At 70.3% G+C, this 21,979-nt stretch carries 27 protein-coding genes and 1 riboswitch; of the genes, 14 read left to right on the top strand and 13 right to left on the bottom strand.

The features are described from left to right. Position 1 precedes the first annotated feature (1 nt). The 9 genes from fliF to SPHPH_RS0117295 are packed head-to-tail and all read right to left on the bottom strand — an operon-like array spanning position 2 to position 5,858. Positions 2–1,198, bottom strand: a complete 1,197-nt coding sequence (fliF, locus tag SPHPH_RS20595; RefSeq protein WP_028967832.1) for a flagellar basal-body MS-ring/collar protein FliF — start codon at positions 1,196–1,198, stop codon at positions 2–4. Further along, entirely contained in the window at positions 1,195–1,509 is a 315-nt protein-coding gene (gene fliE / locus SPHPH_RS20125; RefSeq protein WP_081668679.1) for a flagellar hook-basal body complex protein FliE, read from the bottom strand. Before fliE ends, fliF begins: the two co-directional genes overlap by 4 nt. Beyond that, a complete protein-coding gene (gene flgC / locus SPHPH_RS0117325) occupies positions 1,506–1,925 on the bottom strand; it encodes a flagellar basal body rod protein FlgC (RefSeq protein ID WP_028967831.1) in 420 nt (139 codons plus the stop codon). Before flgC ends, fliE begins: the two co-directional genes overlap by 4 nt. After that, the gene (locus SPHPH_RS20120; protein WP_051273111.1) at positions 1,925–2,269 is read right to left on the bottom strand and encodes a flagellar basal body rod protein FlgB; all 345 of its coding nucleotides are present in this window, start codon (positions 2,267–2,269) and stop codon (positions 1,925–1,927) included. Before SPHPH_RS20120 ends, flgC begins: the two co-directional genes overlap by 1 nt. A 13-nt stretch (positions 2,270–2,282) precedes the next feature. Beyond that, the gene (locus SPHPH_RS0117315; protein ID WP_028967830.1) at positions 2,283–3,404 is read right to left on the bottom strand and encodes a flagellar basal body P-ring protein FlgI; all 1,122 of its coding nucleotides are present in this window, start codon (positions 3,402–3,404) and stop codon (positions 2,283–2,285) included. A gap of 3 nt (positions 3,405–3,407) precedes the next feature. After that, positions 3,408–3,959, bottom strand: coding sequence for a flagellar basal body L-ring protein FlgH (locus SPHPH_RS0117310; protein WP_028967829.1), 552 nt, complete (start codon positions 3,957–3,959; stop codon positions 3,408–3,410). Next, on the bottom strand, positions 3,956–4,390 hold the full coding sequence (locus SPHPH_RS0117305) for a hypothetical protein (RefSeq protein WP_028967828.1): 435 nt from the start codon (positions 4,388–4,390) through the stop codon (positions 3,956–3,958). Before SPHPH_RS0117305 ends, SPHPH_RS0117310 begins: the two co-directional genes overlap by 4 nt. Beyond that, positions 4,387–5,163, bottom strand: coding sequence for a flagellar hook-basal body protein (locus SPHPH_RS0117300; RefSeq protein ID WP_028967827.1), 777 nt, complete (start codon positions 5,161–5,163; stop codon positions 4,387–4,389). Before SPHPH_RS0117300 ends, SPHPH_RS0117305 begins: the two co-directional genes overlap by 4 nt. After that, positions 5,160–5,858, bottom strand: coding sequence for a flagellar hook-basal body protein (locus SPHPH_RS0117295; RefSeq protein ID WP_028967826.1), 699 nt, complete (start codon positions 5,856–5,858; stop codon positions 5,160–5,162). The genes SPHPH_RS0117300 and SPHPH_RS0117295 overlap by 4 nt, the downstream gene beginning before the upstream one ends. Positions 5,859–6,186: 328 nt before the next feature. Between SPHPH_RS0117295 and msrB the strand changes: the two genes are divergently transcribed. The 9 genes from msrB (at position 6,187) to SPHPH_RS0117250 (ending at position 13,794) form a co-directional block, all read left to right on the top strand. Then, positions 6,187–6,636 (top strand): peptide-methionine (R)-S-oxide reductase MsrB, encoded by a 450-nt coding sequence (gene msrB, locus SPHPH_RS0117290; RefSeq protein ID WP_028967825.1) that lies wholly within the window; start codon positions 6,187–6,189, stop codon positions 6,634–6,636. A gap of 54 nt (positions 6,637–6,690) precedes the next feature. Further along, entirely contained in the window at positions 6,691–7,095 is a 405-nt protein-coding gene (locus SPHPH_RS0117285; protein WP_051273108.1) for a hypothetical protein, read from the top strand. Between the two features lie 22 nt (positions 7,096–7,117). Beyond that, positions 7,118–7,723, top strand: coding sequence for a cob(I)yrinic acid a,c-diamide adenosyltransferase (cobO, locus tag SPHPH_RS0117280; RefSeq protein WP_028967823.1), 606 nt, complete (start codon positions 7,118–7,120; stop codon positions 7,721–7,723). 137 nt (positions 7,724–7,860) lie between these two features. Further along, a riboswitch (cobalamin riboswitch) is annotated at positions 7,861–8,049 on the top strand. Positions 8,050–8,214: 165 nt separating this feature from the next. Next, positions 8,215–10,158: a TonB-dependent receptor plug domain-containing protein gene (locus SPHPH_RS0117275; RefSeq protein WP_037488791.1), complete on the top strand. Its 1,944-nt coding sequence runs from the start codon at positions 8,215–8,217 to the stop codon at positions 10,156–10,158. Positions 10,159–10,370: 212 nt separating this feature from the next. Further along, positions 10,371–10,781 carry a DUF1636 domain-containing protein gene (locus tag SPHPH_RS0117270; protein ID WP_028967821.1) on the top strand — a complete coding sequence of 137 codons (411 nt, stop codon included), beginning with the start codon at positions 10,371–10,373 and terminating at the stop codon, positions 10,779–10,781. After that, the gene (gene cobT, locus SPHPH_RS0117265) at positions 10,781–11,788 is read left to right on the top strand and encodes a nicotinate-nucleotide--dimethylbenzimidazole phosphoribosyltransferase (RefSeq protein WP_156026083.1); all 1,008 of its coding nucleotides are present in this window, start codon (positions 10,781–10,783) and stop codon (positions 11,786–11,788) included. The genes SPHPH_RS0117270 and cobT overlap by 1 nt, the downstream gene beginning before the upstream one ends. Beyond that, a complete protein-coding gene (locus SPHPH_RS0117260; protein WP_028967819.1) occupies positions 11,785–12,333 on the top strand; it encodes a histidine phosphatase family protein in 549 nt (182 codons plus the stop codon). The genes cobT and SPHPH_RS0117260 overlap by 4 nt, the downstream gene beginning before the upstream one ends. Positions 12,334–12,506: 173 nt before the next feature. Further along, complete coding sequence (locus SPHPH_RS0117255) at positions 12,507–12,917, top strand: GNAT family N-acetyltransferase (protein ID WP_051273106.1); 411 nt, start codon at positions 12,507–12,509, stop codon at positions 12,915–12,917. Positions 12,918–13,095: 178 nt separating this feature from the next. Beyond that, positions 13,096–13,794 carry an adenosylcobinamide-GDP ribazoletransferase gene (locus SPHPH_RS0117250; RefSeq protein ID WP_028967817.1) on the top strand — a complete coding sequence of 233 codons (699 nt, stop codon included), beginning with the start codon at positions 13,096–13,098 and terminating at the stop codon, positions 13,792–13,794. Here SPHPH_RS0117250 and SPHPH_RS0117245 read toward each other — a convergent pair. The 3 genes from SPHPH_RS0117245 to SPHPH_RS0117235 are packed head-to-tail and all read right to left on the bottom strand — an operon-like array spanning position 13,780 to position 17,127. Then, positions 13,780–15,234, bottom strand: coding sequence for a cobyric acid synthase (locus tag SPHPH_RS0117245; RefSeq protein ID WP_028967816.1), 1,455 nt, complete (start codon positions 15,232–15,234; stop codon positions 13,780–13,782). The two genes, SPHPH_RS0117250 and SPHPH_RS0117245, sit on opposite strands and share 15 nt — an antisense overlap. Then, positions 15,222–16,145, bottom strand: coding sequence for an adenosylcobinamide-phosphate synthase CbiB (gene cbiB, locus SPHPH_RS0117240; protein ID WP_028967815.1), 924 nt, complete (start codon positions 16,143–16,145; stop codon positions 15,222–15,224). The genes SPHPH_RS0117245 and cbiB overlap by 13 nt, the downstream gene beginning before the upstream one ends. Beyond that, positions 16,138–17,127, bottom strand: a complete 990-nt coding sequence (locus tag SPHPH_RS0117235; protein WP_028967814.1) for an aminotransferase class I/II-fold pyridoxal phosphate-dependent enzyme — start codon at positions 17,125–17,127, stop codon at positions 16,138–16,140. The genes cbiB and SPHPH_RS0117235 overlap by 8 nt, the downstream gene beginning before the upstream one ends. Before the next feature lie 64 nt (positions 17,128–17,191). Here SPHPH_RS0117235 and cobU point away from each other — a divergent pair, with 64 nt between their 5' ends. Together cobU and SPHPH_RS0117225 are read left to right on the top strand one after the other, a co-directional pair. Further along, positions 17,192–17,707, top strand: a complete 516-nt coding sequence (gene cobU / locus SPHPH_RS0117230) for a bifunctional adenosylcobinamide kinase/adenosylcobinamide-phosphate guanylyltransferase (protein ID WP_028967813.1) — start codon at positions 17,192–17,194, stop codon at positions 17,705–17,707. A gap of 61 nt (positions 17,708–17,768) precedes the next feature. Beyond that, positions 17,769–18,860 (top strand): Gfo/Idh/MocA family protein, encoded by a 1,092-nt coding sequence (locus SPHPH_RS0117225; RefSeq protein WP_028967812.1) that lies wholly within the window; start codon positions 17,769–17,771, stop codon positions 18,858–18,860. Positions 18,861–19,175: 315 nt separating this feature from the next. Here the strand turns inward: SPHPH_RS0117225 and SPHPH_RS0117220 are convergent, their stop codons facing one another. Beyond that, complete coding sequence (locus SPHPH_RS0117220) at positions 19,176–19,742, bottom strand: class I SAM-dependent methyltransferase (RefSeq protein WP_156026082.1); 567 nt, start codon at positions 19,740–19,742, stop codon at positions 19,176–19,178. 47 nt (positions 19,743–19,789) lie between these two features. Here SPHPH_RS0117220 and purB point away from each other — a divergent pair, with 47 nt between their 5' ends. The 3 genes from purB (at position 19,790) to mobA (ending at position 21,979) form a co-directional block, all read left to right on the top strand. Then, positions 19,790–21,103 carry an adenylosuccinate lyase gene (gene purB, locus SPHPH_RS0117215; RefSeq protein WP_028967810.1) on the top strand — a complete coding sequence of 438 codons (1,314 nt, stop codon included), beginning with the start codon at positions 19,790–19,792 and terminating at the stop codon, positions 21,101–21,103. A gap of 128 nt (positions 21,104–21,231) precedes the next feature. Then, positions 21,232–21,390, top strand: coding sequence for a hypothetical protein (locus tag SPHPH_RS21620; RefSeq protein WP_238303175.1), 159 nt, complete (start codon positions 21,232–21,234; stop codon positions 21,388–21,390). 55 nt (positions 21,391–21,445) lie between these two features. After that, the gene (gene mobA, locus SPHPH_RS0117205) at positions 21,446–21,979 is read left to right on the top strand and encodes a molybdenum cofactor guanylyltransferase (RefSeq protein WP_028967809.1); all 534 of its coding nucleotides are present in this window, start codon (positions 21,446–21,448) and stop codon (positions 21,977–21,979) included.

Here is a 21,979-nt window from a genome sequence, read left to right as displayed (position 1 = left end):
CTCAGGCCGCCGCCTCGCCGGACGCCAGCGCGGCGCGCACCCGCGCGACCATCGCGGCGCGCTCCGCATCGTTCAGCATGCGCGCACCACGCCGCCGCACCGCCGCCGCGGTCCCCGCCCCGAACACCAGCAACAGGCCGAGCGCGATGCCGACCGGCGTCCAGTCGATCCCCGCCTTCGCCTGCGCGCCAACACCAGGCGCGGGCACCGCGACGGTCTCCACCGCCGGTGCCGCCACCGGCGACGGCCCGACGCCGACCCGGAACACCAGTTCGTCGCCCGCCGCCTCGTCCAGCGCCACCGCGCGCACGACGGCCTCGCGCGCTACCGCCGCATCCTCGTCATTCAGCGGTGCCGGCGTCGCGACGATCACGCGCAGCCGGAAATTGCGCCGCGCTTCCCCCTCGCTCCACCCTGCCGCGCCGTCGCCCAGCGCCGCGACCGTCACCTCGGCCTCCACGCCCGGCAATGCCTGCGTCAACGCCGCGCGCACCCGCGCCCGGTAATAGCCACGGACGCTGCGCTGCTCCTCGGCCTCGGGCGACAGGTCGGGCGTATCGACCGCGCTGGCGCTCAACACGCGCCCGCTGCCGTCCAGCACCACCACGTCCGCCGCGGTCAGGTCGGGCACCGCAAAGGCGACCAGTTGCTGCACCCCGGCCACGCGCCCGACGTCGAAGCTGCGTCCCGGCTTGATGACCAGCTCCACCGCCGCCTTGGCGTTGCGGCGTTCGGCGCGGAAGATTGTGCGTTCGGGCACCGCCAGATGCACGCGCGCGCTCTCCACCTCCGCGATCAGCATGATCGAGCGTTCCAGCTCGCCCTGCAACGCACGCTGGTAGTTGATGCGTTGCGCGAAATCGGTCAGCCCCATGTCGGACTTGTTGAACAGTTCGAACCCGACCCCGCCCTTCAGCGCGACGTCCGATCCCGCCACCGCCACCCGCGCGCCATCGGCCTGATCCTCGCGCACCAGCACGCTGGTGCCGCCGTCGGCAAGCCGATACGCGATCTCCTTGGCGTCGAGCTGCGCCACCACCGCCGCGGCGTCGCCGGGGCGCATCTGCGTGAACACCGGCACGTAGCCGACGCCCAGGAACAGGAAATAGCCGATCGCCAATGCGCAGAAGAGCAAAGCGAACAGGATCGCGATCAGCCGCGGCGACGGCCGCCGCGCGGGGGCGGGATCGTCGCTCACAGCTGCATCGTCATCAGTTCGCGATAGCCGTCGAGCAACCGCCCGCGCACCTGCATCGCCAGTTCCACCGACAGCCGCGCCTCCGCCAGCGCGAAGGTCACCTGATGCACCGGCACGCCATCCTCCAGCGTGAAGCGCCGCACCAGATCATCGGCCGCCGCCACCTTGCTCTCCACCCCGCGCATCCCCGCGGCGAGCAGGTCGGCGAACCCCGGTCCACCCGGCGCCGCCACCGGCGGCGGCGCGCCCAGCATCGTCAGCACCGGCGGCGTCGCCAGCACGCCCTCGATCGCGCCCACCGGCGCCATCATGCCCGCCCCAGTTCGAGCGCACGGGCATACATCTGCCGCTCGATCGACAGCGCGGCGAGGTTCGCCTCATACGCACGCGACGCGCGGATCAGCAGCGTCATCTCGCCGGCCTGATCGATCGCGGGCAGGTCGACGAAGCCGTCCACCCCCGCCGCCGGATCGGTCGGATCATACACCCGCCGCCGCGCGCCGGGCACCGCCTCGACGCCCAGCACCTTCACGCCCCGCGCCCCGCCCGACCGCGCCAGCGCGTTCGCGAAGGTCGCGTCCGGCCCGGAGATCACGCGCATCGCGCGATACGGCGCGCCGGACGCGGTGCGGCTGGTGTTCATGTTCGCCAGGTTCTGCGCGATGATCTGGAGCCGCTGCCATTCGACATCCAGCCCCGACCGGCTGATCGCCATCGCCTCGCTCATCACCGACCTCCCGCGATCGCGGTGCGCGCGATGTCCAGTTCGCGCGCCATGATCTCGACCATCGCCGAATAGCGCCCGGCGGTCGCCGCCGCGGTATCGAGGTCGAGGTCGGTGCGCGGCTCGTCGGCGACGCGCGCCACCGCCGCCGCCTCGATACGCGGCGTCACTGCGGCGATCGCCGCCGGCCCGTGCGCCGCCGCGCTGCGCAGACTGTCCTCGAACGTCACCCGCGAGGCGCGAAAGCCACGCGACCCCGCATTGGCGATGTTCGCCGCGGTCACGTCCATCCGCTTCGCCAGCCCGTCGAGCGATTTGGCGAGCAACGCCGCCGAGATCGGTTCCACCGCTTCGTCTCCCCTATTGCACCAGGATGGCGGCGTGCAGCGCCCCACCCGCCTTGATCGCCTGCAACACGCTGATGATGCCGCGCGTATCGACCCGCGCGCGCGACAGCCCCTGCACCAGATCGGCGACCGTGGTGTTCGGAAAGCTGACGACGGTGTTGTGCGCGCGGTCCTCGACGGTCAGCTTGCTGTTCGTCACCACCAGGCTGCCGACATTGTCGAAATCGCTGGCGAACCCGTTCAGGAAGCCGGGTTGCGACGCGCTGCGCTCCCCGGTGATCGTCACCTTCAGGTCCCCCTGCGCGATCACGACGCTGCTGATCCGCACGTCGCCGCCCGCCACGATCGTGCCGGTGCGCTCGTTGATGACGACGCGCGGCACGCGCACCGGCTCGACCGCCACCTGCTCCAGCCGCGCCATGAAGCCCGCGAACTGCGCGCGGTCGCCGTGGAAGGCGATCCGCACCTCGTCGGCGTTGCGCACGCTCGCCACCCCGCCGCCCAGCCGGTCGTTGACCGCCGCCGCGATCCGCGCCGCGCCCTCGAAGCTCGGCTCGCTCAGCACGAAGCCGACGCTGCCGTCACTCCCCAGCAATTGCGCGTCGACCGCGGTCTCGACGGTCGCGCCGCCCTCCAGGATCGCGGTGGTCGGGAAATTGCGCTGCGTGCGGTTCAGGTCGTTCTTGAAATCATACCCGCCCGCCAGCACCGGCCCCTGCGCCAGCGCATAGGTCCGCTGGTCGGGCCCTAGCAGCGGGGTCATCAACAGCGTGCCCCCCGCCAGACTGCGCGCATCCCCGACCGACGACACCGCGATCGTCAGCCGGTCGCCGACATTGGCGGAGGCGGGCAGCGTCGCGGTGACGATCACCACCGCGACGTTGCGGCTGTTGATCTCGTCATCGGCGACGGTGGTGCCCAGCCGCTGCAACACGTTGCGCAAGGTCTGGCGCGTCACCGCGTTGCGCCGCGTGTCGCCCGATCCCGCCAGCCCGGTGACCAGCCCGTATCCGATCAGCGCATTGTCGCGCCAACCGTGGAACCGGCCCAGCCCGCTCAACGGCACCGGCGCCGCCGACGCGGGGGCTGCCGCCATCAATAGCGCCGCCAGCGCGAACGAAGCGATCCGCGCCATCGCTCAGGCGAGCCCCAGCCAGCGGAACAGCCGCTGCACCGGCCCCGGCTTCGCGCTGCCCGCGACGAAGCCCTTACCGTCGTACAGGATCCGCGCATCCGCGATCCGCGACGACAGAACGCGATTGTCGCCGCGCACGTCCTCGGGCCGCACGCGCCCCTCGATCCCGATCGTCGACGCCTCGCCGTTCAGCCGCATCGCCTGCTGCCCCGCGACCCACAGGTCGCCGTTGGGAAGCACGCGCTGCACGCTGACCGTGATCTGCGCGACCAAGCGGTCGCTGCGCGTCACCGCGCCGCCGCCGCTATGCCCGCCGCCGAATTGCAGCGCGCCGCGCTCCTCGACCCCGCCGCCCGCGATCTGCCCGCCCACGTTCGTATTGCGCTTCGAATCGCTGCGCGTCGCGTTGCTCGATTCGGCGGTTTCGTAGACGAGCACGGTCAGCAGATCGCCCGCGACGCTCGCCTTGCGGTCGCTGCCCATCGCCGACCAGTTGGTCGGCCGATAGATGTCCTCCGCCAGCGGCGTCGCAAGCAGGCACAGGATCGCGATCATCGCGCGTCCGCCTGCACCGGCGCAGCGAACACCCGCCCCGCCCCGTCGCGCACGAACACCCGCCCGCCGGCCCGCGCCGGCTGAAGCGCCGTGACGCGGCGCTCCACCGTCACCACGCCCGCCCGGGCGATCAGCGTCAGCGCGTCGCCCGGCGCGACCGTCGGCTTATCGGGTGCGAAAGCCGGTGCCGTTACCCGCGCCGCGAGCGTCCGCCGAAAGCGCATCGCCCGCACCGATCGCGCCGACAGGCTCGGCACCGCACGGCGCATCAGCGCCGCGAGCGCCGCCCCGCTCAGCACGATCTCGCCCCGCCCGGCGGGCAGCCGCGCGATCGCCACGGCCCCCGCTGCCCCGCGCGCCTCGGGCCGCACGTCGCGCACCCGGATCGTCGCATCGGGCAGAGTCACCGTCACCGGCGTCACGTCGATCACGACCGGCGCAGCCCGTTGGCGATCGCCATCAACTGGTCCGCCGCCTGCACGATCTGCGCATTGGCGGCATAGGCGCGCTGGACGAGCATCAACTGCACCATCTCGCTCGACATCTCGACGTTCGAGCGTTCGATCGAGCCCTGCACCAGCGTGCCCGTCCCGTCCTCGCCCGGCGCGGCGGCGCGCAGCCGGCCCTCGTCCTCCACGCGGTACAGCCCGCCGTCGAGCGCGCCGAGCGCACCCATGTCCTCGGGCGTCACCAGCATGATCTGCCCCACCTCGACCGGCGCAGCATCGGTGCCGGTCACCGCGCGCACCATCCCGTCGCCGCCGATCGTCAGGCGGCCCGCGTCCTGCGGCACGGTGATCGCGGCCTTCAGCGGATAGCCGTTCGCCGCCGCCGCCAGCATCCCGTCCTCACCGATCTTCAGCGCGCCGCCGCGCCACAGCAACGTCTGCCCGCCCGGCGCCATCAACTCGATGAAGCCGCGCCCCTGCACCGCGACATCCATGTCGTGCCCGGTCGCCTGCAAATCGCCGCCTTCGTCGATCGCCGCCGCGGCCTGCGCCATCACGCCGGCCGCCGCGAACGGATCGTTCAGCGTCGCGCTCGAAACGTCCGGGTCGCCGCGCGTCGCGATGATCGAGGCGAAGCGCACGTCGGCGCGCTTGAACGCCGGGGTGTTGGCATTGGCGATGTTGTTCGAGATCACGTCGAGCGCGCGCTCCTGCGCCTTCAGCCCGACCGCCCCGACGTAGAAGGCGTCGCTCATCGCGCGGCCTGCCCGAAGGCGGTGATCGCCTTGCCCAGCAATTCGTCATAGACCTGGATCAGCCGCGCGCCCGTCTCCGCGCTGCGCATCGCGCCCATCATCCCGACCATCTCGTCGCCCAGCGAGACGTTCGACGCCTCCAGCGCGCCCGCGCGCACCAGCGGCGTGTCGATCGTCTCGGCCGCTTCCTCGGCGATCGCGAAGACGCCGCCGTCGATCGCGACCAGATCGTCGGCCCCGCGCGCCCTGACGACCGCGACGCGCCCGATCGGCCGCGTCCCGTCCAGCACCGTACCGTCCGCCGACACCGTGGCGGCGCGTGCGTCGATCGTCAGGTCGCCGCCGCCGCGCTGTTGCAGGATATAGCCTTGCGGGCTCGCCAGATGCCCGTCGCGGTCCAGCGTGAACGCACCCTGCCGCGAATAGACGATCCGCTCCCCGGCGCGCAGCGCGAAGAAGCCGTCGCCGCTGATCGCCAGGTCGAACGGTCGCGACGTCTCGGTCAGCTTGCCGTCACGCAGGTCGACGCGCATCCGCGCCAGCGTCGCGTCGAACAGCTCGTTCGCCGCCGCGCTGCTGCGCACTTGCCGCTTGTACCCCGGCGTCGATACGTTCGCCACGTTGAGCGCAGCATTGTCGATCCGCTGCGATGACATGCGCATCATCGCCGCGGCAGCGTCCACCAGCCCTGACATGCCCCCGGCTCCCCCCGATTTCGCACCTTTAGGGGACCGGATCGCGGCGTTTCAGTCAACGCGACGACGCCGCAGGAATGGCGGCAATTGCCCCGCCGGCCGCCGCAAACGGGGCAGCGCGGGGCTGGTCTATTGTCGGCGGACGTGCTCGCGGACGCCTCGGCGTGAGTGGGCACCTCGCCGACTAATCAGGCGCGGCCGTTTCGGAACCGGTCCGTTTCCGATCCACTCCGTCATAAACCGGTCGCGCGCGGCACCCGTGAAACCGACGCCCCGGCTCCTTACCTATGCGACGAACCCCCGGCTCCACCGCTGCGAAGGAACGAGCATGACCGAATACACCAAGACCGAAGAAGCACTGGCGAAGCTGACGCCCGAGCAATTCTACGTCACGCAGCAGAGCGGCACCGAGCGCCCCGGCACCGGCGAATATCTCGGCAACAAGCGCGCCGGCATCTATGTCGACATCGTCTCGGGCGAGCCGCTGTTCGCCTCGGCCGACAAATACGAATCGCATTGCGGCTGGCCCAGCTTCACGCGCCCGATCGACGCCGCGCGCGTTACCGAACTGCACGACGCCACGCACGGCATGGTCCGCACCGAGGTCCGCTCGGCGGGTGCCGACAGCCACCTCGGGCATGTGTTCGAGGACGGCCCGCGTGATCGCGGCGGCTTGCGCTACTGCATCAACTCTGCCGCGCTGCGCTTCGTGCCGCGCGAGGAGATGGAGGCGCAGGGCTATGGCGCGTATCTCGATCAGGTCGAGGACGTGCGCTGACTTGACCTGACCGCTGCGCGGCGCTTTGACGCCGCGCTTTCGGTGAGGGGCGCGATGAACGATTGGGACGAACGCGCGGCACGCCGCGCCGAAGAGCGCGAGCGGCGCGCGCAGGAGCGGGTGGCGAGCGCGCTCGCGCGCACCGAACAGCGCGCGATCGATCGCGAGGCGGCGTCGCGGCTCCGCGAGGAAGCGCGTGTCGCCCGCCGCATTGAGGAGGAGCAGCGCCGCGCCACGCTCGCCGAGGAACGCGGCGCGCGCCCGCGCCGCCGCCAGAGCACCGGCGCGCTCGCCCGCACCGGCGAACAGCGCCTCGATCGCGACACCCGCCATTATGCCACCGACAAAGACCCGTCGCGCATCCGCACGCTCGCAGCGCGCGGCGCGACGCCGGAGGCATTGGCGGCGGTGTTCGGCGTTTCGATCGAGGAGATCGAGGCGGTGCTGGCCGCGGACTGATCTTGCCGCTACCTCGCTGCGCATGACCGACGATCGCGACGCCCGCCACAACGACAAGATGCGCCGCGTGCAGGCCGCGCGCCGCGTGATGATGGAGGGCAAGACGGTCGAGAAGGGCCTGCTGATCGTCCACACCGGCGCGGGCAAGGGCAAGTCGACCGCCGCCTTCGGCATGGCAGTGCGCGCGATGGGGCACGGGATGAAGGTCGGCGTCGTCCAGTTCGTGAAGGGCGCTATGACCACCGGCGAGAAGGCGATCTTCGACGCCTTTCCCGAGCTGATCGAATTCCGCACGATGGGGGATGGCTTCACCTGGGACACGCAGGACCGCGCGGCCGACGTGGCGAGTGCCCGCGCGGCGTGGGACGAGGTGCAGCGGATGCTCGCCGATCCGGACATCGCGATGGTGATCGCCGACGAGCTGAACATCGTGCTGCGCTACGATTACCTTCCCGTCGACGAGGTGGTGGCGGTGGCGACCGCGCGCGCGCCGATGAAGCATCTGGTCATCACCGGCCGCAACGCGCCCGACGCGCTGATCGCGGCCGCCGATCTGGTCACCGAGATGACGCAGGTCAAACACCCGTTCCGCGCCGGCGTGAAGGCGCAGGCCGGGGTGGAGTTCTAATCGTTCGTCATTCCCGCGAAGGCGGGAATCCAGACGCGCAGGTCCGTCGATAGAAGCGAAACGTCAGAGGTTCTGGATTCCCGCCTTCGCGGGAATGACGATGCTCCGCGCAATTGACCCGCGCCCCGCCCCCGGCTAGGGCGCGCGCCGCGACAGGTTCCCCCTGACCGGGGATCAAAAGGGAACGGGTAAACCCCGGCTGCCCCTGCAACTGTAAGCGGCGAGCCCGCGCGCCACACGCCATTGGCCCCGCACCGGGCTGAGAAGGCGGCGCGCATCGGCGATGACCCGTGAGCCAGGAGACCTGCCTGTTCGTGATCGTCCTTCGCTCGGCCAGGGTGCGCCGAACGGACGGGAAGGCCGCACGGCGCAAAGCCGGCGGACGGACCCAGCGTGACGATAGCCAACCGCCGTGGGCGGTCGACGCCGCGAGGAAGCTCGCGCGCGGCGGCACGCCCCCGGCTTCACGTCGTCACAAGGGGTTACCAATCGTGTTCCATCGTCTCGCCGCCCTCCCTCTGCTCCTCTGCTCCACCGCCGCGCTCGCGCAAGAAGCGCCGCGTCCCGATGCCGCCGCCACCGACACCGGCGCGGACATCGTCGTCGCCGCCAATCGCGCGCCGGTCGACGCCGATCGCGTCACCGCCTCGGTCACCGTGCTCGACAAGACCGCGATCGACCGCGCGCAGGACCTGTCGGTGGCCGACCTGTTGCTGCGCACCCCCGGCGTCTCGCTGTCGCGCAACGGCGGCTATGGCACCAGCACCTCGCTGCGCATGCGCGGCGCCGAGTCGGACCAGACCGTCGTCGTCATCGACGGGGTCAAGATCAACGACCCGTCCTCGCCCGGCGGCGGCTATAATTTCGCCAACCTGCTGATCGGCGACGCGTCGCGGATCGAGGTGCTGCGTGGGCCGCAGTCGATCCTGTGGGGCAGCCAGGCGATCGGCGGCGTCGTCAACATCGTCACCCCACTGCCGACCGCCGCGCTCGAAGGCAGCATCGACCTCGAAGGCGGCTCGCGCGAGACGGTCAGCGCGCGCGCCGCGCTCGGCGGCACCACCGGCCCGCTGGCATGGCGCGTCGGCGCGCAGACGTTCACCACCGACGGCATCTCCGCGCTCAAGGCCGGGACCGAGCGTGACGGCTACACCAACCAGAACGTGCAGGCGCGCGCCGTCCTCACGATCGCCCCCGGCATCAGCGCCGACCTGCGCGGCTCCTACGCCAACGGCCGCAACGACTTCGACGGCTTCAGCGGCGACACCCCCGAATATGGCCTGACCCGCGAGTTCGTCGGCTATGCCGGCCTCAACATCGACCTGTTCGACGCGCGGCTCCGCAACCGCGTCGGCTATGGCTATACCGACACCGACCGCGACAATTACAACCCCGATCAGGTCGAGCAGACACAGACCTTCGCCGCGCTCGGTCGCAACCATCGCCTCGAATATCAGGGCACGCTCGCGGTGACCAAGGGTGTCGACGCGGTGTTCGGCGTCGAGAACGAGGTCAGCCGCTTCAGCACCGCCTCTTCGGACTTCGTGCCCCCCTATGCGCTCGGCGCCCCCGCGCGCGGCCGGGCCGAGCTGACCAGCTTCTACGGCCAGCTCAACGTCTCGCCGCTCGACGGGCTGACCATCAACGGCGGCGTGCGCCACGACGATCACAGCCGCTTCGGCACGCAGACGCTGTTCGCGGGCGGCGCGAACTGGGTGCTGCCGACCGGCACCGTGCTGCGCGCCAGCTACAGCGAGGGCTTCAAGGCACCGACGCTCTACCAGCTCTTCTCGGAGTACGGCAATCAGGCGCTCAATCCCGAGCGCGCCAAGGGCTGGGAAGCCGGGGCCGAGCAGCGCTTCATGGACGGGCGCTTCGCGCTCGGCGGCACCTATTTCGAGCGCCGCAGCCGCGACCAGATCGTCTACACCGGCTGCAACCCCGGCACCACCGATCCGCTGTGCTTCGTGCCGGGTTCGACCACCGAGCAGCGCTTCGGTTACTACCAGAATGTCGCCCGCGCCTTCGCGCGCGGCGTCGAGGCGGTCGCGCGCGCGCAGGTCGGCGAACACCTCAGCCTCGATGGCAATTACAGCTGGGTGCTGTCGGAGGACCGTTCGCCGGGCCGCACCTTTGGCAACTGGCTGCCGCGCCGCCCGCGCGACACCGCCAATGTCGCAGCCACCTACACGTTCGCGGAGTCCGGCTCGCTCGGCGTCGCGGCGCGCTTCGCGGGCAAGTCGTTCGACAATGCCAGCAACGCCACCCGGCTCAACGGCTATACGCTGGTCGACCTGCGTGGCGAGCTGCCGCTGTCGCCCACCGTCCGGTTGTTCGCACGCGTGGAGAATCTGTTCGACGAGCGCTACGAGACGATCGCCCGCTACGGCACGCTCGGCCGCAGCGTCTACGCCGGCCTTCGCGGGCGTTTCTGATCGGGCGGTGGTGAACAGTCGGCCCCCCTCCCTCCGTCGCCCCGGACTTGATCCGGGGCCCCGCTTCTTCCTGGCGAAAGGGCGGCCTACCTGTGCGTCATTGCGAGCGGAGCGAAGCAATCCAGAGCCGGACCAGGACGCCCTGGATTGCTTCGCTACGCTCGCAATGACGGTACTCCACGCAAACGCCCACACCCCCGAAGGCCGCTGACATGACCCTCGTCCCCGTCGAGGACGGCCCCGCCGTGGTCGCCTGCAACAGCTGCCGCCATTCCGCGACCGCGCGCGACGGGGCCGATGGGCAACGCGGCGGCGCAACGCTCGCCGCCGCGCTGCGCACGGTGCAGTCCCGCGACCCGCTCCTCGAAACCATCGCCGTGCAGGAAATGCCCTGCCTGTTCGCCTGCGACCGGCATTGCACGATCCACCTGCGCGCGCCCGGCAAGATCGGCTATGTGCTCGGCGGCTTCACCCCCGACGAAACCGCTGCCGACGCGATCATGACCTTCATGCGCCATTATGTCGAAAGCGCCACCGGACAGGTGCCCTATGCGCTCTGGCCAGACGGCGTGAAGGGTCACTTCATCGTCCGCGTGCCCCCCGCCGGGCACGTGGTGACGTGATGCGTATCGACTCCGTCGCCGCGTTCGACGCCGCGCTCGCCGAACTGCCCGCGCCCGACGCCGCGACGCGCGCCGCCGCTGCGGCACGACAGGCGCGGCTGACCAAGCCCGCCGGCTCGCTCGGCCGGCTCGAGGAGATCGCCCTGTTCATGGCGGCGTGGCAGCGCGACTCCCGCCCGCGGCTCGACGACGGCCGCGTCGTGATCTTCGCGGGCAACCACGGCGTCGCCGCGCGCGGGGTCAGCGCCTTTCCCCCCGCCGTCACCGCGCAGATGGTCGCCAATTTCCGCGAAGGCGGCGCGGCGATCAACGCGCTCGCCGCCGCCGCCGGCCTGTCGCTGACCGTCGTCCCGCTCGCGCTCGACCAGTCGACCGGCGACATCACGCACGAGGCCGCGATGAGCGAGGCGGAATGTCTCGACGCGCTCGATGCCGGCGCGGCGGCGGTGCGACCGGGCACCGACCTGCTGATCCCGGGCGACATGGGGATCGGCAACACCACCCCCGCCGCCGCCTTGTGCGCCGCCAGCTTCGGCGGCAGCGGCGCGGACTGGGTCGGCCCCGGCACCGGCGTCCACGGCCCGGCGCTCGCCGCCAAGGTCGCGGCGGTCGATGCGGCGCTTGCCTGCCATGCCGAGGCAACGACACCCTTCGAACGCCTCCGCCGGCTGGGCGGGCGGGAGATCGCCGCGATCGCGGGCGCGATCCTCGCCGCGCGCCACGCACTAATCCCGGTGCTGCTCGACGGCTTCATCGTCGGCGCCGCGCTCGCCCCACTCGCCGCCGCGCGTCCGCGGATCGTAGATCATTGCCTCGCCGGCCATGTCTCCGCGGAGCCGGGCCATAAGCGGCTGCTCGACCGGCTCGGCCTTACGCCATTGCTCGCGCTCGACATGCGGCTCGGCGAGGCGAGCGGCGCGGCGGTCGCCGCCAGCATCGTCCGCGCCGCCCTCGCCGCGCACGACCAGATGGCAACCTTCGATCAGGCAGGCGTGGCAGAGGCGTGACCGAGGCGCGCACCGTCCACCTGCTGCGCCACGGCACGACGGAACGCCCGGGGTTGTTGCTCGGACACGTCAACGTCAAGGTGACGCCGCAAGGCATCGCCGATTGCGCCCGCATCGCCGCCGGGGCGGCGTTCACGCAGGTGGTAAGCTCCGACCTGTCGCGCGCCGCCGATTGCGCCACCGCGCTCGGCGCGCCGGTCCACCACGACGCGCGCTGGCGCGAACTCGATTTCGGCGACTGGGACGGACGCGATCCCGCCACGCTCCCCACCGACGCACTCGCCGCCTTCTGGCGCGACCCCGATGCCGCGCCGCCCCCGCACGGCGAACGCTGGTCGGCACTGGTCGCGCGCGTAACCGCCGCCCTCGCCGACCTCCCCGACGCGACGCTGGTCGTGACGCACGGCGGCGCGATCCGCGCCGCGCTCGCCAGCGCCTGCGGCTTCGACGCACGACAGGTCTGGGCGTTCGACCTGCCCTGCGCCGCGCTACTCACGCTGCGGCTGTGGCCCGATACGGCGCAGGTCGTCGCGCTGCGTGTGTGAGCGTGGGTTTCAGCCGGTCGGTCCCGCGAATCCGGGTCGAAGTGACGTACCGACCCGGCCCACGGCCTTTATTCCTTTCCCGAAAACGATGGTCATTTGGGAAAGAGAATGAAAGCAACCGACGTAGGCGGTACGGCCGAGACCATGCAGGCTGTGCGGTAGCAGAGGCGTTGATGGCGGTCACGTTGAGGTTGCAGAAGGTGACGGAGGCTGACCCGGAACGTGGTTGGGCACCGGCTGAGTTCTACGACATTGTTGCTGGCGGCGAAGTTGTTGGCACGATCCAACTTCGCCTCGGCAATACTGATTACATGCGCCTGTATGGCGGACATGTGGGATACAAGGTCGAGCCGGAACATCGGGGGCGCGGCTATGCGAGCCAGGCGCTGACAGCATTGGTGCCGATCGCTCGGGGCCACGGTTTCGACGAAATCTGGATCACCGTTCGGCCCGAGAATACCGCATCGTGCCGCACGCTGGAGAAGGCCGGAGCCAGCTTTGAGGGGACGTTAGCGGTCCCGGCCGACAGCGACCTGTATGCACGGGGCGATCTCCACATGCGGCGCTATCGTCTATTGGTGTAGCCGGCTTCGACACTTTCCAAAAACGAACCAGCAAAAGGGAAAAAGGGCGGTTCGCTCACGGCAGCATCACGCATTGAGGCGAAGTTTTCCGAAAGTCGTTCCCCAATGCATTTTCCCGTAATCCACGGCCAAGCTACCGCGCCCTTGCATCACGACTCGCGTCAGCCGAACTGAACCCATGACCCGCCTCTGGCTCGCCTTCGCCTTCCTCACCCGCTTGCCCGTGCCGCGCACTACCGGCACGCAGCAGGATTTCGCCGCCGCGATCCGCTTCTACCCGTTGGTCGGCGCGGTGATCGGCGCGCTGGTCGCCGCGGCGGCGTGGCTCGGCGCGCGGCACGATCCGTGGACCGGCGCGCTCGCGGGTCTGGTCGTCTGGGTGGCGGTCACCGGCGCACTCCACCTCGACGGGCTTGGCGATGTCGCGGACGGCGTCGGCGCGGCGCATGGCGACCACACGCGACTGCTCGCGGTGCTGCGCGACCCGCACGTCGGCAGCTTCGCCACCGTCGCGATCGCGCTCCAGCTGATCGCCAAGCTCGTCCTACTCCGCGCGCTCGCCGGTGACTGGCGCGTGGCGCTGATCCCGTTCGCTGCGCGCATCGCGCCGCTGGCGTGGGCGCGCTGGGTCCCGCCGCTCGGCAGCGGGCTCGGCGCGCAGGTGGCCAGCGCAGTCCGCCCGCGCGACCTGACCGGCTGGCTCGCGCTGCTCGCGCTGGCGGCGGTCGCCGCCCCGCCGCTGCTCGCCGCGCCGCTGTTCGTCGCGATCTATGCCAAATGGTGCCGCCACCGGCTCGGCGGCATCAACGGCGACGCGCATGGCGCGGGGATCGAGCTGGTCGAAAGCGCGCTGCTCGCCGCCTTACTCTGCGGCTGATCCACGCGCGACCGCGAGCAACGCGTCCAGATCGAGATGCCGCTCCAGCGCCGCCGCGATCGCGTCCAGCGCGGCATCGACCGACGCGGCGTGATCCGGCCCGTCTCCCGCCGCCGCCAGCCACGCGCGCCGCTGCGCCGCCAGCCCGAACAGCCCGTGGACATAGGTACCGGCGACCAGCCCGTCGGCGCTCGTCGCGCCATCGTGTCCCCCGTCGTCATAGCGCGCCACCGCCCGCGCCGTATCCGCGCCGGTCGTGGCACCGAGGTGCATTTCATAGCCATGAAACGGCGCGCCGCGCGCCACCCCGCGCACCTCGCGCAGCATTTTGCTGCCCCCCAGTACGGTATCGACCGCCAGCAGCCCGAGCCCCGCCACGCTCCCCGCCGGCCCCTCCAACCCCAACGGATCGGCGACCGTCCGCCCGAGCATCTGATACCCGCCGCACAGCCCCAGCACCGCGCCGCCCCTGCGCCGATGCGCGAGCAAGTCGATGTCCCAGCCCTGCTCGCGGATGAAGACAAGGTCGGCGATCGTCGCCTTCGACCCCGGCAGCACCACCAGCGCCGCCTCCGCAGGTAACGGAGATCCCGGCGGAATCATCGCCACCTCGATCGTGGGATCGAGCCGCAGTGGATCGAGATCGTCGAAGTTGGCGATATGCCGCGTCACCGGGCACGCCACCAACACCCTACCGCCTGGCCGCGCCCGCGCGCGCTCCAGCACCACCCCATCCTCGCTCGGCAGCCGCGCCGCGTCCGTCAGCCACGGCACCACCCCGAACCCGCGCCACCCGCTCCGCGCCTCGATCGCGCGATAACCGTCATCGAACAGCGCCGGATCGCCCCGGAACCGATTGATAATGAAGCCCCGCACCATCGCCGCATCCTCGGCGTCGAGCACCGCGCGCGTCCCCACCAGCGACGCGATCACCCCGCCGCGATCGATATCGCCGACCAGCACCACCGGCACATTGGCGGCGCGCGCGAACCCCATGTTCGCGATATCGCCCGCACGCAGATTGATCTCGGCCGGCGACCCCGCCCCCTCGACCAACACCAGATCGGCCTGTCGTTCCAGCGTGTTGAAGCTGTCCAGCACCTCGGCGAGCAACCCCTCCCGCCCCTTGCGCCACCGCGCCGCCGCCAGCGTCCCGCGCATCTTCCCGCGCACGATCAGCTGCGAGGTGCGGTCACCCTGCGGCTTGAGCAGCACCGGATTCATGTCGACATGCGGCGCGACCCGCGCAGCGATCGCCTGCGTCGCCTGCGCGCGCCCGATCTCGCCGCCATCCGCGGTAACCGCCGCATTGGTCGACATATTCTGCGGCTTGAATGGCCGCACCGTCAGCCCGCGATTGGCATAGGCACGGCACAGACCCGCGACCAGCACCGACTTGCCGACGTCGGAGCCGGTCCCCTGCAGCATCAGCTTGCCCATGCCGCTATCCCCGCCAGAACCCACAACAATCCGCACGCGCGGCCGTACACCGCCAGCGCGCGCCGCACATCGTCGGCGCACGCCGCCGCGCGCCCGTCCCCGATCCACGATTTGTCCGCGATGACGCCGTCATAGGCGATCGGCCCCGCGAGCCGCAGCCCGAGCACCCCCGCCATCGCCGCCTCCGTCCAGCCGGCGTTCGGCGAGGCATGGTTGCGCGCATCACGCCACATCACCCGCCACCCGCCCCCGCCGGCCACGCAGATCAACACCGCCCCCACACGCGCCGGCAGCAGATTGGCGACATCGTCCAGCCGCGCCGCCGCCCAGCCGAAATCCCGCCAGCGTTCCTCGCGATGCCCGATCAGGCTATCGGCGGTATTGACCGCCTTATACGCCCACAATCCCGGCAAGCCCCCGACCAGCAACCAGAAAAGCGGCGCGGCGACCCCATCGCAAAAGCTCTCAGCCAGACTCTCGATCGCCGCGCGCGCCACCCCCGCCTGATCCAGCGTCGCCGTGTCGCGCCCGACGATCATCGCCACCGCACTCCGCGCCACGGGCAGGTCGCCCCGCGCCAGTGCCAAGGCGACCGGCCGGACGTGCACGTAGAGGCTCCGCTGCGCCAGCCCCGGCCACGCCAGCAGCGCCACCCCAGCCCAACCGAACCCAAGCGCCCGCACACCCCATTCGGCAAGCAGCGCGACAACAATCGTCAGCGCCACCACAATCGCAATCGTCGCGACGCCAAGCAGCCGACGCGGCAACCCCGGACGATTCCACCACTTTTCCAGCGCCCCGATCACCCTCGCGATCGCGCCGACCGGATGCCCGACCCGCGCATACAGCCACGCCGGCCAACCGACCGCGACGTCGATCGCCAGCGCCGCCAGCGCGACCGGCTCAGCCATCGGCGGCCAAGGCGGCTTCCAACCGCCCGAACCCCGCGCCCGGCAGGCCGAGCCGCAGCAAATCCGGCCGCTCCTCGAACGGCCGCGTCAGAACACCGGCCGCCGCGAGCCGCGCAAACACCGCCCCCGCATCTTCAATCTCGACCAGCCGGAACAACGGACACGCGCCACGCGCCATCAACCCGCGCTCGGCCAGCAACGCATCGAGATCGACCGCCTCTGCCACCAGCCGCAACCGCATCCGCTCCGCCCATGCCACGTCGCGATACGCCGCCGCGCCATACGCCAGCGCCGTCGCCGACACCGGCCAGTCCCCCAGCAGCGCCGCGATCCGCGCCACCACCGATCGCTCACCGCCCACGAACCCCAGCCGCACCCCAGCCAATCCGTAGAACTTCCCGAACGACCGCAGCACCACGACCGGATCGTCCGCGCGCAGCAACGGCAACACGCTCGCCCCCGCCAGCGCATCCGCAAACGCCTCGTCGACGATCAGCATCCCGCCGCGCTCCCCCAGCGTCCGCGCAACCGACAGCAACACGTCAGGCGCGATCAGCCGCCCGTCCGGATTGTTGGGGTTGGCGAGCAGCACCGTCCCACCGCCCGCCGCCACCGCTTCGATCCGCGCCGCCGCAATCGCCTCGGCGCCCGGCAACGCGTCGCGATGCGTGCGATAACAAGGCGTCACCACATGCCACGGTCGCGGCAGATCGAGCGTCGCCAGCAGCCGCAGCGCCAGCTCGCTCCCCGGCACCGCCGCCAGCGCACCCGCAAACCCGAACGCCGCGCCCGCCGCCGCCAGCAGCTCCGCCAGCGCCTCACCCGATGGCAGCCGGTGCTGGTCGATCGCCACCCCCGCCGGCGGCGTCCACGCATAGGGGTTGATCCCCGTCGACAGGTCCAGCCACGGGCGCGGCGCGTCGGGATACAGCCGGGCCGCAGCTTCGATACGGCCGCCGTGGAAGGTCAGATCGCGCGACATGGGCCTCGAATTACGGCAAGGATCGCCTCCATCCGCAATAGCATGGCGACAGGCAAGGACCAAGATGACCGACGATCCCTGGCGCATCCGACTGGTGCTGGGCGGCGCGCGCTCGGGCAAGAGCCGCCATGCACAGGCGCTGGCGGAGGCGTGCGCCGCGCCGTGGCGGTTCGTCGCCACCGCGCAGGCGTTCGATGCCGAAATGGCGGAGCGGATCGCGCACCACCGCGCCGACCGCAGCGCCGCATGGGCGACGATCGAGGCCCCGCTCGCGCTCGCGGAGACAATCGCGGCGGTCGGCGACGGCGTGCTGCTGGTCGATTGCCTGACGCTCTGGACCTCGAACCTGCTGCTCGCCGATGCCGACATCGACGCCGCGACCGACGCGCTCGTCGCCGCGCTGGCGCAATCACGCGCGCACATCATCCTCGTTTCCAACGAGGTCGGCTGGGGCATCGTCCCCGACAATGCGCTCGCCCGACGCTTCCGCGACGTGGCGGGCCGGGTCAACCAGCGCGTCGCCGCCATCGCCGACCGCGTCGATCTGGTGGTGGCGGGCTTACCTATGACGTTGAAATAGAACGCGTTGACATTGCGGCCCGCGATCCGCAGCCTGCTCGCGATAATTCAGGGAGGTGAGGATGGAGATCGGACGCCGCACGCTTATCGCGGCCGCGCCGTTGCTGGTGGCGGGAGGGGCCTGCGCACAGCCGTCGCAGCGTAAGCTCGGCTATGCGATCGTCGGGCTCGGCGGCTATGGCCTCGGCAGGATCATCCCCGAGTTCAAGAATTGCACGCACAGCCGGCTGGCGGCGGTGGTCAGCGGCGACGCGGCAAAGGCGAAGAAGGTCGCCGCCGAACATGGCCTGTCGGACAAGGCGATTTATTCCTACGCCAATTTCGACAGCATCCGCGACAACCCGGATGTCGACATCGTCTATGTCTGCCTGCCCAATTCGATGCACGCCGAATATACGATCCGCGCCGCCAAGGCCGGCAAGCATGTGATGTGCGAAAAGCCGATGGCGATCTCGGTCGCGGAATGCGAGGCGATGATCGCCGCGTGCAAGGCCGCCAAGCGCAAGCTGATGATCGGCTATCGCTGCCATTTCGAGGCGACGAACATCGCGGCGATGCGGCTGGCGAAACAACCCGACACCGGCAAGATCCGCTATGTCCGCTCCGAACATGGCTTCACCGCTGGCGATCCCAATGCGTGGCGGTTGAAGAAGGCGCTGGCGGGCGGCGGGTCGCTGATGGACATGGGCGTCTACAGCCTGCAGGCCGCGCGCTACATGACCGGCGAGGAGCCGATCGCCGTCACCGCGCGCGAATCGACCGACCGCAATGACCCGCGCTTCCGCGAGGTCGAGGACATGATCGAGTGGACGCTCGAATTTCCGTCCGGCGCGCTGGCGGGATGCCAGTCGATGTATTCGGCCAACCAGAACCGCATCCTGCTGATGGGCAGCAAGGGACGCGTCGAGCTGGAACCCGCCACCCGCTATGACGGCAACCGGCTATGGACCGGCCGCGACGGGCGCGAACAGGAAATCACGCCCCCGCCCGGCCCCGGCAAGACCCAATTCGCCGGGCAGCTCGATCATCTGTCGCAATGCGTGGTCGACGGGCGCGAACCGATCGTCTCGGGCGAGGAAGGATTGCGCGACATCCGCATCGTCGAGGCGATCTACCGCTCCGCGCGCGAGGGGCTAACGATCCGGTTGACATAGGCCCGTCGCCCTGGCCCTGATCCGCGGCCAGCTTCTTTGTCGACCACCGAAAAACAGGCCTCGGATCAAGTCGAAACCTCACCCCCTCTCCCGTCATCCCGGACTTGATCCGGGATCCCGCTTCTTCTCACTTCGCTCGCCAGGAAGAAGCTGGGCCCCGAATCAAGGCTCTCCTGAGCTTGTCGTAGGGTCCGGGGCGACGAACAGGGGTGACCGGGTTCAAAACAACGCCGACCCGGTGCGAAGGGCCTGAATGTCGATCGGCCCTGCCCCCCCCGACATTGCGCGCGTAGCGAAGCAACGGGGGGCGGGGGTTCAGGCGGCTGCGGCATCCATCAGCCACGCACGCGCCGCCTGCACATCGTCGAACAGCGTCATATATGGCTGCTTCATCACGCGGCGCACCTGCGCGCGCAGCACCGGGGAGACCGCGACCATCGCGATGCGGCTCGCCTTCGGAAACGGCCGCATGTGATCCGCCAGCGCCGCCAGCGTATCCTGCATCTGCGCGCCGCACGCGCTCATGTCGATCATCAGGCGGTGACCGGGCCGGACGCGTGCGTCCAGAAAGCGGCGCATCAGTTCGTGCTTGTAAACCAGAACGTCGGCGGGGGTGAACGTCCGGTGCCAGCGGATCTCCAGCAGGTCCGCCATGGGATCGAATTGGAACGAATACATGGTCGCGGCCATGGCAGGTGCAGGTTTCCAGTCCATGAAGACGCCGCACAGATCGAGGCGCGCGCCGGCACCGACGGCCCGGTGGAGGAAGCGCCGGGCGCGACCACCGCCACACTGTCCGGCCTGCCGGCGTGCACCGGGCTGGCGGGATTGCGTCGCTCCGCTCGCACCGACGCCCGCCCGAATTTGCCCGCCCGCCCCCACGCTGCTACCCGCGCGCCGACTCCCTTATTCCTTGAAGGACCGCGCGCATGATCCCCCGCTACTCCCGCCCCGACATGGCCGCGATCTGGGAGCCGGAGGCGCGCTATCGCATCTGGTTCGAGATCGAGGCGCACGCCACTGACGCGCTGGCCGAACTGGGCGTGGTGCCGAAGAGCGCCGCCGAAGCGCTATGGGCGTGGTGGGCGACCAACCCGCGGATCGACGTCGCCGCGATCGACGCGATCGAGGCGGTCACCAAGCATGACGTCATCGCCTTCCTGACGTGGGTCGCGGAGCAGGTCGGCGACGAGGCGCGCTTCATGCACCAGGGGATGACCTCCTCCGACGTGCTCGACACCACGCTGTCGGTGCAGCTCGCGCGCGCCTCGGACATCCTGCTCGCCGACCTCGACCGGCTGCTCGAGGTGCTGGAGCGCCGCGCCAAGGAGCACAAGCTGACCCCGACGATCGGGCGCAGCCACGGCATCCATGCCGAGCCGGTCACCTTCGGGCTCAAGCTGGCGCAGGCCCATGCCGAGTTCCGCCGCAACCGCGCGCGGCTTGCGATGGCACGCGAGGACATCGCGACGTGCGCGATCTCGGGCGCGGTCGGCACCTTCGCCAACGTCGACCCGCGCGTCGAGGCGCATGTCGCCGACAAGCTCGGCCTCGCGATCGAGCCCGTCTCGACGCAGGTCATCCCGCGCGACCGCCACGCGATGTATTTCGCGACGCTTGGCGTGATCGCCAGCTCGGTCGAGCGGCTCGCGACCGAGGTCCGCCACCTGCAGCGCACCGAGGTGCTCGAGGCGGAGGAATATTTCTCGCCCGGTCAGAAGGGGTCGTCGGCGATGCCGCACAAGCGCAACCCGGTGCTCACCGAAAATCTCACCGGCCTCGCCCGAATGGTGCGCGGTTACGTCACCCCCGCGCTCGAGAACGTCGCTTTGTGGCACGAACGCGACATCTCGCACTCTTCGGTCGAGCGTTACATCGGCCCGGACGCGACGATCACGCTCGATTTCGCGCTCGCGCGGCTCACCGGCGTGGTCGACAAATTGCTCGTCTATCCCGAGCGAATGCAGAAGAACCTCGACCGCATGGGCGGGCTGGTCCACTCGCAGCGCGTGCTGCTGGCACTGACGCAGGCCGGGGTCAGCCGCGAGGACGCCTATCGCCTCGTTCAGCGCAACGCGATGAAAGTATGGGAATCGGATGGCGCGCTGTCGTTGCAGGAATTGCTCAAGGCCGATCCCGAAGTCACCGCCGCGCTCTCGACCGCCGAGATCGACGAGAAGTTCGACCTCGGCTACCACTACCGCCATGTCGACACGATCTTCGACCGCGTGTTCAGCGCCTGACACGGCTTCCTGCCGTCGTCCCGGATTTGCCGGGGCGGCGAGAGGGGGGGGCGTGACGGAAAGGCTGATCGTTAAAATTCAGTCACATCGACCGATGCAATTTGTGCAAGTGCGAATGCGTTGTTCGATTGTTGCGCCGTCAAGCAATAAACTCCATCTGCCCGTTTGCCGGTATGACCCGGCAAACGGAGACCAACCCCATGCGTATGTTCGAAACCGCGGCCAGCACCGTGCTGGTTCTCGCGGCTCAGGCGCTGGTGGTCGGCGTCGTGTTCACCACGCTCTGACCCATCGGCATACCGCCCCTCTGACGGGGGGCGGATCGCCGCTCTTCTCCGCTTCATGAAAGTGCTGGGTGCCGTCCTTGCCGGGGGCCGCGCGACCCGCTTCGGCAGCGACAAGGCGCTGGCCGCGCTCGACGGACGCGCGCTGCTCGATCATGCGATCGCCAGCATCACCCTGCATTGCGACACGATCGTCGTCGTCGGCCGCACCGATGCGCCTGTCACGTGCATTCCCGACCTGCCCGTCTCGGACCTCGGCCCGCTCGGCGGGATCGCGGGCGCGCTCGCCTACGCCGCAGATCACGGCTTCGACGCGGTGCTGTCCACCGCCTGCGACACGCCGTTCCTGCCTCTTGAGGTCGTCGCCGCGCTACGCGTCGCTGCGCCCGCCTATGCCGCGGAAGCGCCGACGGTCGGGCTGTGGCCGGCCATTCTCGCCGAGCCGCTGCTCGCGCATCTGCTCGCCGACAAGCCCCGCGCGATCCGCCGCTGGGCGGAGACGATCGGCGCTTCGGCGGTCCTGCCCGGCGTGATGCTCGCCAACATCAACACCCCGGACGATCTCACCAACCTATCGTCATCCCGGACTTGA

It is taken from the genome of Sphingomonas phyllosphaerae FA2 (genome assembly GCF_000427645.1).
Taxonomy (GTDB): domain Bacteria; phylum Pseudomonadota; class Alphaproteobacteria; order Sphingomonadales; family Sphingomonadaceae; genus Sphingomonas; species Sphingomonas phyllosphaerae.
This window is presented reverse-complemented; position numbering and strand designations above follow the sequence as displayed.